Here is a 6,033-nt window from a genome sequence, read left to right on the forward strand (position 1 = left end):
GCCCCCCGGCACCTGCGGCCCGCCGACCCGACCAGGTCGTTTCCCTCACACGGGTCGCGGACCGGTGCGCCGGCGGGTCCCGCTCAGCCGGTGAAGGACTCCGTCTCGGCCAGCCGGGACGCCGTGACGGTCTTGAGTCGCGCCACCGCCGTCGCCAGCGGGACCAGCTCGATGTCGGTGCCGCGCAGGGCGACCATCTCGCCGAACCTGCCCTCGTGCGCGGCGACGGCGGCGTGCAGGCCGAAGCGGGTCGCGAGCACCCGGTCGAAGGAGGTGGGCGTGCCGCCGCGCTGCACGTGGCCGAGCACGGTGGTGCGCACCTCCTTGCCGGTGCGCTTCTCCAGCTCCTCGCCGAGCTGCTGGGCGACGCCGGTGAAGCGGCGGTGGCCGAACTCGTCGACGCCGCCGTCCCGGATGGACATCGTGCCGGGCCTCGGGGTGGCGCCCTCGGCGACCACCCCGATGACGTGCGAGGCGCCGCGGGCGAAGCGGGCGCTCACCAGCCGGCAGACCTCGTCGACGTCGAACGGCTGCTCGGGCACCAGCGTCACGTGGGCGCCGGCGGCCAGCCCCGCGTGCAGGGCGATCCAGCCGGCGTGCCGGCCCATCACCTCGACCAGCAGGACGCGCTGGTGGGACTCGGCGGTCGTGTGGAGGCGGTCGATCATCTCGGTGGCGATGCTCACCGCGGTGTCGAAGCCGAAGGTGAGGTCGGTGCAGTCGATGTCGTTGTCGATCGTCTTGGGGACGCCGACCACGGGCACGCCGGCCTCGGAGAGCACGTGGGCGGCGGTGAGCGTCCCCTCCCCGCCGATCGGCACGAGGACGTCGACCTCGTGCGCGGCGAGCACCGCGCGCATCCGCTCCAGGCCGTCGCGCAGGAGCTCGGGCGCGACGCGGGCCGAGCCGAGGACCGTGCCGCCCCGGGTGAGCAGCCCGTCGACGCGGCCGACGTCGAGGGGCATGGTCCGGTCCTCCAGGAGGCCGCGCCAGCCGTCGCGGAAGCCGATCACCTCGCTGCCGTAGCGGTGGTCGGCGGTCCGCACGACGGACCGGATCACGGCGTTGAGGCCGGGGCAGTCACCCCCGCCGGTGAGGACTCCGATGCGCATCGGACCTCCCTCCGGGTCGGAAGCCTCGACCATACGTCATGACGTCTAGACGACCCACTGTTCGCGGCGTGGTCCGGCGCGCCGATGTGACGTCTCATACGACATGACGACCAGACGTCTGCTCGGGCAGTACCTTTGCCTCGTGGTCAGCCCAGTCCCCGGACCGAAGTACCTGTCGGTCCGGGAGCACCTCCGCCGGCGCGTCGCCGCGCTCCCGGAGCTGACCCTGCTGCCGCCGGAGCCGGTCCTGTGCGCCGAGTACGGCGTCAGCCGCATCACGCTGCGGCGCGCGGTGGACGGTCTGGTGGCCGACGGGCACCTGGTGCGCGAGCAGGGCCGCGGCACGTACGTGACCCGGCCCGCCATCCGGCACGAGTACCGCGAGAGCTTCGTGCACCGCATCGCCGGCTGGAGCTCGGTGATGACCGAGCAGGGGGCCCAGGTCGGCACCACGGTGCTGGCCCAGCGGGTGGTCCCCGCCCCCGCGGCGGTCGCCGCGGAGCTGGGGCTGGACGGCGCGGCCGACGTCATCGAGCTCCAGCGGCTGCGCAGCGTCGACGGCGCCCCCAACCACGTCGCGCACAGCTACATGCCCGCGGACCGGTACCCGCGCGTGGCCGAGGAGGACTTCAGCGAGGGCTCGCTGTACGCGTACCTGCGCCGGGAGTACCAGGCCGACCTGGCCCACGCGCGGATCGTCGTCGACGTCGGCACCGCCGCCCCCGAGGAGGCCGCCCTGCTGCAGGTGGTCGCCGGGTCGCCGCTGCTCGTGGTGCGCACCACCGTGCGCGACTCCGGCGGGGAGCCGCTGCTGCACAGCTTCTCGAGGCTGCGGCCCGACGTCAGCCAGGTCGAGTTCGAGGTCTCGGTGAACGGACGCTGATGGCGACGACGACGGCCACGGGCAGCCGGGAGGTGCCGCAGCCGCCCGCGCAGGTGTGGCGGGCGCTGGCGGTCCTGGAGCCCTACTGCTCGGTCTGCGACGTCTCCTACGTCCTCGACGGTGTCGTCGCGGACCCGGGCGTCGGGACCACCTTCGTCTGCGCGCCGGGGAGGCTGGAGGGTGCCCCGGCGGCGGGGGCGCCGCAGGGCGAGATCGTGGAGTGGGAGCCGACGCGGCTGGTCACCACGCGCCTGCGGCTCACGCCGGAGACCTGGACGACGCGCATCGAGCTGGCCGCCTCGGGCAGCGGGGGGACGCGGGTGACGATCACCATCACCCACGAGCCCACCACCGGCGGCCGGGTCGTGCGCCGGCTGCAGCGCGGGGCCCTGCGCAGGCTGGTGCAGCGCACCGTGGACGCCGAGCTGGCCAAGGTGCCCGCCCACGTCGACCGGGCCGGCCGGCCCGCCTGACCCGCCCCCGATCGGGGGATGCGGTGCTTCACCCGGCGATCTTGGGGGTACTGGACCTCGTCGTGCACCGGTGTGCGCAGCCGGCGGATGCCGGCATGGGGGCCACGCCGGTACGAACGAAGGGGAACAACATGATCGGCTTTCTCGTGGCTGGACTCGTCATCGGCGCGCTCGCTCGGCTCATCACGCCGGGCAAGCAGAACCTCGGCATCGTCGCCACCCTCGCCCTCGGGCTGGTCGGCTCGCTGATCGGCGGCCTGATCGCCCAGTTCTTCGGCACCGGCGACATCTGGGAGCTCAACGTGCTGGGCTTCGTCCTGGCCGTGGTCGCCGCCGTCCTGCTGATCGGCGTGGCCGAGGCGATCGCCGGCAAGAACAAGCGCGCGGTCCGCTGACCCGCTGCCCCGGGGAGACGGCGCGGCTCAGAGCTCGACCGTCTCCCCCGGGGCCAGCCGGCTGAACGGCGTCGGGATCCCCGGGCCCCGCTCGCCCAGCAGCCCGCCGACGACGCCCAGACCTGCGTCGTTGAGCAGCCCGTCGTGGACGGAGAAGGCCTGGTCGGCCCGCACCTCCCGTACGTAGTCGATGACGTCGGCGTCCGCGACCACGGCGCGTGCAGCGGCAGCAGGAGCGTCGCCACCGGCGTCTCGGGCACCGTGAAGGCGTCCCCCGGGTGGAAGACCTGCCCGTCGACCAGGAAGCCGATGTTGGCCACCCGTGGCAGCTCCGGGTGGATCTCGGCGTGCAGCTCGCCGTGCACCGCCACCTCGAACCCGGCGACGTCCACCACGTCGCCGTGACCCACCACGCGCACCCGGTCCCCGGCCCCCTCGAGCTGGGCCGCCACCGAGCGGTTGGTCCAGACGGCGAGGCCGGGGGAGGCCTCCAGCGCGGCCCGGAGCCGGTCGGCGACGAAGTGGTCCGGGTGCTCGTGCGTGACCAGGACCGCGGTGGCGCCTTCCAGCGCCGCCGGGTCGGTGAACGCGCCCGGGTCGATGACCAGCCGCCGGTCGCCGTCGGCGATGACCACGCAGGCGTGCCCGTGCTTGGTGAGCTCCATGCGCGCATCCTGCACCGGCCGCGCAGCGGGCGCGGGCCCGGCCGACCTCACCCCGAGGGGTGAGGGCACCCGCGGGCCCCGTAACCGTCGGCGGGGCGGCTGCCGACGACGTCAGCATGATGCTGCAGACGATCGTCCACGCCGCCGCTCGCAGCCGGGCCCACGGCCTCACGGCGGCGATGTGGCACGCGGTGGAGCTGCACCGTCCGGTGGCCGAGATCGACGGCGCCTGCGAACTCACCGTCTGCGGCGAGCTGGCCCGCGTCGTGCCCGAGGAGCGGTGGCCGCTCCGGGCGACCGACGTCTGCCCCGCCTGCACGGTCCTCGCGCGCTCCTGAGGCCCTCGACGCCCTGCCCCCGGGTCGGTCCGGCCCACCCCGGCGGCAGGTGCCCTCTTCCCCGGCGGTCGCCCGCCGGGCTCAGCGCCCGCTGAAGACCGGCGGGCGCTTGGCCAGGAACGCCTCGACCGCCTCGCGGTGGTCCGCGCTCCGGCCGACCTCCGCCTGCAGCCGTGCCTCGAGGGCCAGGGTCTCCTCGAGGGAGTCGGTCGCGGCGGTCGCCAGCACGGTCTTCACCGCGCGGTAGGCCGCCGTCGGGCCCGCGGCCAGGCGCTCGGCCAGCCCCCGCGCCTCGGCGAGCACCTGCTCGGCCGGCACGACGCGGTGCACCAGGCCCCACTCCGCGGCCCGCTCCGCCAGGAAGGGCTCGGGCAGGAGGAGCAGCTCCGCGGCCCGCGAGCCACCCACGCTGTGCACCAGCCGGGCGGCCAGCGCCGAGTCGCTGGACAGGCCGATGCCGGTGAACGCGGTGGTGAACTTCGCCCCGGCGGCGGCCACCCGGAGGTCCCCGGCCAGCGCGAGGCCCAGGCCCGCGCCGGCGCACGCGCCGTTGATCGCGACGACCACCGGCACCCGCAGGCCGGCGAGCGCCAGCACCAGCGGGTTGTACTCCTCCTCGACGACCGAGAGCGGCGCCGGCGCCCCGCTCTGCATCTCCGAGAGGTGCTCGCCGAGGTCCTGGCCGACGCAGAAGGCCCGGCCGGTGCCGGTCAGCAGCACGGCCCGCACCGACTCGTCGCCGGCCACCGCGCGCACCGCGGCCAGCAGGTCCCGGCGCGCGTCGTGGGTGAGGCCGGGGCGCAGCAGCGTCAGGGTGGCGATGCCGCCGTCGTCGTCCCTGGTCACGGTGTCGGACATCGTCGCGCCTCCCGGCTCGCTCGCTGGACCGCGCCCGCCGCCGTCCCGCCTCGGCGGTCACCCTGGCACGCGGCCCGGCAGCGCCCCGCGCCTCCCCCGTCCGGGCCGACGGCGCAGCACCGTGTCCCCGCGAGCACGGGCCGCAACCGGCGCGCCGGTCGGCCGGTCCCCCGGCACCCCCGTGTTGAGGAGCAGGGCCACCCGTCGGAGACGATGAGCATGCCTGCGATGTGTAGGCGGGCGGCGGAGTGGACAGCATCCAGGGCGTCGTCCGGGAAACGGTACGGCGGCGTGACCGCGCGCGAGAGCGGCGGCAGAGACGAGGAGTGGCCTCAGTGGTGGAACCAGGGCGCCGGTGCCTGGGGAACCGCTACGAGCTGCACCAGCTGATCGCCGCCGGCGGCATGGGCCAGGTCTGGCGGGGTCTCGACATCGCCCTGCACCGGCCGGTCGCGGTGAAGGTCCTGCGCAGCGAGTACACCGGCGACCCGACCTTCGTCGCCCGCTTCCGGGCCGAGGCGCAGCACGCCGCCGCCCTCAGCCACCCGAACATCGCCGCCGTCTTCGACTACGGCGAGGAGACGGCGCAGGACGGCTCGGGCGAGACCCTCGCCTACCTGGTCATGGAGCTCGTCGAGGGCGAGCCGCTGTCGGCGCTGCTGCGCCGCGAGGGACCCCTGGAGGCGGGCACGACGCTGGCCCTGCTGCGCCAGACCGCCTCCGCCCTGGCCGAGGCGCACCGGGTCGGCATGGTGCACCGCGACGTGAAGCCGGGGAACATCCTCGTCCGGCCCGACGGCGCCGTGAAGATCACCGACTTCGGCATCGCGTGGTCGGCCCGCAGCGTCGCCCTCACCCGCACCGGCCAGGTCATCGGCACCCCGCAGTACCTGTCGCCCGAGCAGGCGGAGGGGCGGCACGCCAGCCCGGCCAGCGACGTCTACGCCCTCGGGCTGATCGGCTACGAGTGCCTGACCGGGCGCCCGGCCTTCGACGGCGACAACGCGGTCACGATCGCCCTCAAGCAGGTCCAGCAGGACCCGGCACCGCTGCCGGACGAGCTGCCTCCCGGCGTGCGGACCCTGATCGGGCGGGCGCTGCTCAAGGACCCGTCGGCTCGGCTGGCCGACGGCGCCGCCTTCGCCGCGGCGATCGCCGACGTCGAGGCCGGCCGCGAGCTGCCTCCGGCCGAGGGGACCGTGGTGGCCGCGACCGTCGCGGCGGGGCACGCCGCCGCGGGGAACGGCGCCGCCACCCCGGGGGCGAAGGGGCGCCGCGGGCGGTCGTCCCGTCCCGCGGCCGCGGCCAC

The 6,033-nt window shown here is 75.5% G+C and carries 8 protein-coding genes and 1 pseudogene; 5 read left to right on the forward strand and 4 right to left on the reverse strand.

All coding sequences use genetic code 11. The features are described from left to right. Positions 1–83 precede the first annotated feature (83 nt). Positions 84–1,112, reverse strand: coding sequence for an ATP-dependent 6-phosphofructokinase (locus E4P43_RS16970; RefSeq protein ID WP_135146625.1), 1,029 nt, complete (start codon positions 1,110–1,112; stop codon positions 84–86). Positions 1,113–1,254: 142 nt separating this feature from the next. On the opposite strand from E4P43_RS16970, the gene E4P43_RS16975 reads away from it, so the two are divergent. The 3 genes from E4P43_RS16975 to E4P43_RS16985 all read left to right on the forward strand — a co-directional run bounded on the left by E4P43_RS16975 (position 1,255) and on the right by E4P43_RS16985 (position 2,863). Continuing rightward, a complete protein-coding gene (locus tag E4P43_RS16975) occupies positions 1,255–1,995 on the forward strand; it encodes a GntR family transcriptional regulator (RefSeq protein WP_245159195.1) in 741 nt (246 codons plus the stop codon). Next, positions 1,995–2,468: an SRPBCC family protein gene (locus E4P43_RS16980; protein WP_135146627.1), complete on the forward strand. Its 474-nt coding sequence runs from the start codon at positions 1,995–1,997 to the stop codon at positions 2,466–2,468. Before E4P43_RS16975 ends, E4P43_RS16980 begins: the two co-directional genes overlap by 1 nt. 146 nt (positions 2,469–2,614) lie before the next feature. Further along, entirely contained in the window at positions 2,615–2,863 is a 249-nt protein-coding gene (locus E4P43_RS16985; protein ID WP_245159196.1) for a hypothetical protein, read from the forward strand. 27 nt (positions 2,864–2,890) lie between these two features. Here the strand turns inward: E4P43_RS16985 and E4P43_RS20630 are convergent, their stop codons facing one another. Beyond that, positions 2,891–3,076 (reverse strand): hypothetical protein, encoded by a 186-nt coding sequence (locus E4P43_RS20630; RefSeq protein ID WP_245159197.1) that lies wholly within the window; start codon positions 3,074–3,076, stop codon positions 2,891–2,893. Positions 3,077–3,105: 29 nt separating this feature from the next. Next, positions 3,106–3,528, reverse strand: a pseudogene (locus tag E4P43_RS20635) (MBL fold metallo-hydrolase); the annotation flags it as partial. A 116-nt stretch (positions 3,529–3,644) separates the two neighbouring features. On the opposite strand from E4P43_RS20635, the gene E4P43_RS16995 reads away from it, so the two are divergent. Continuing rightward, positions 3,645–3,866, forward strand: coding sequence for a hypothetical protein (locus E4P43_RS16995; protein ID WP_135146629.1), 222 nt, complete (start codon positions 3,645–3,647; stop codon positions 3,864–3,866). An 81-nt stretch (positions 3,867–3,947) separates the two neighbouring features. On the opposite strand, the gene E4P43_RS17000 is transcribed toward E4P43_RS16995, so the two are convergent. Then, positions 3,948–4,724, reverse strand: a complete 777-nt coding sequence (locus E4P43_RS17000) for an enoyl-CoA hydratase-related protein (RefSeq protein ID WP_135146630.1) — start codon at positions 4,722–4,724, stop codon at positions 3,948–3,950. A gap of 338 nt (positions 4,725–5,062) precedes the next feature. On the opposite strand from E4P43_RS17000, the gene E4P43_RS17005 reads away from it, so the two are divergent. After that, on the forward strand, positions 5,063–6,033 hold a 971-nt coding region (locus tag E4P43_RS17005; RefSeq protein ID WP_245159198.1), incomplete at its 3' end, for a protein kinase.

The sequence above is a fragment of the Blastococcus sp. TF02A-35 genome (assembly GCF_004571075.1).
Taxonomy (GTDB): Bacteria; Actinomycetota; Actinomycetes; order Mycobacteriales; family Geodermatophilaceae; genus Blastococcus.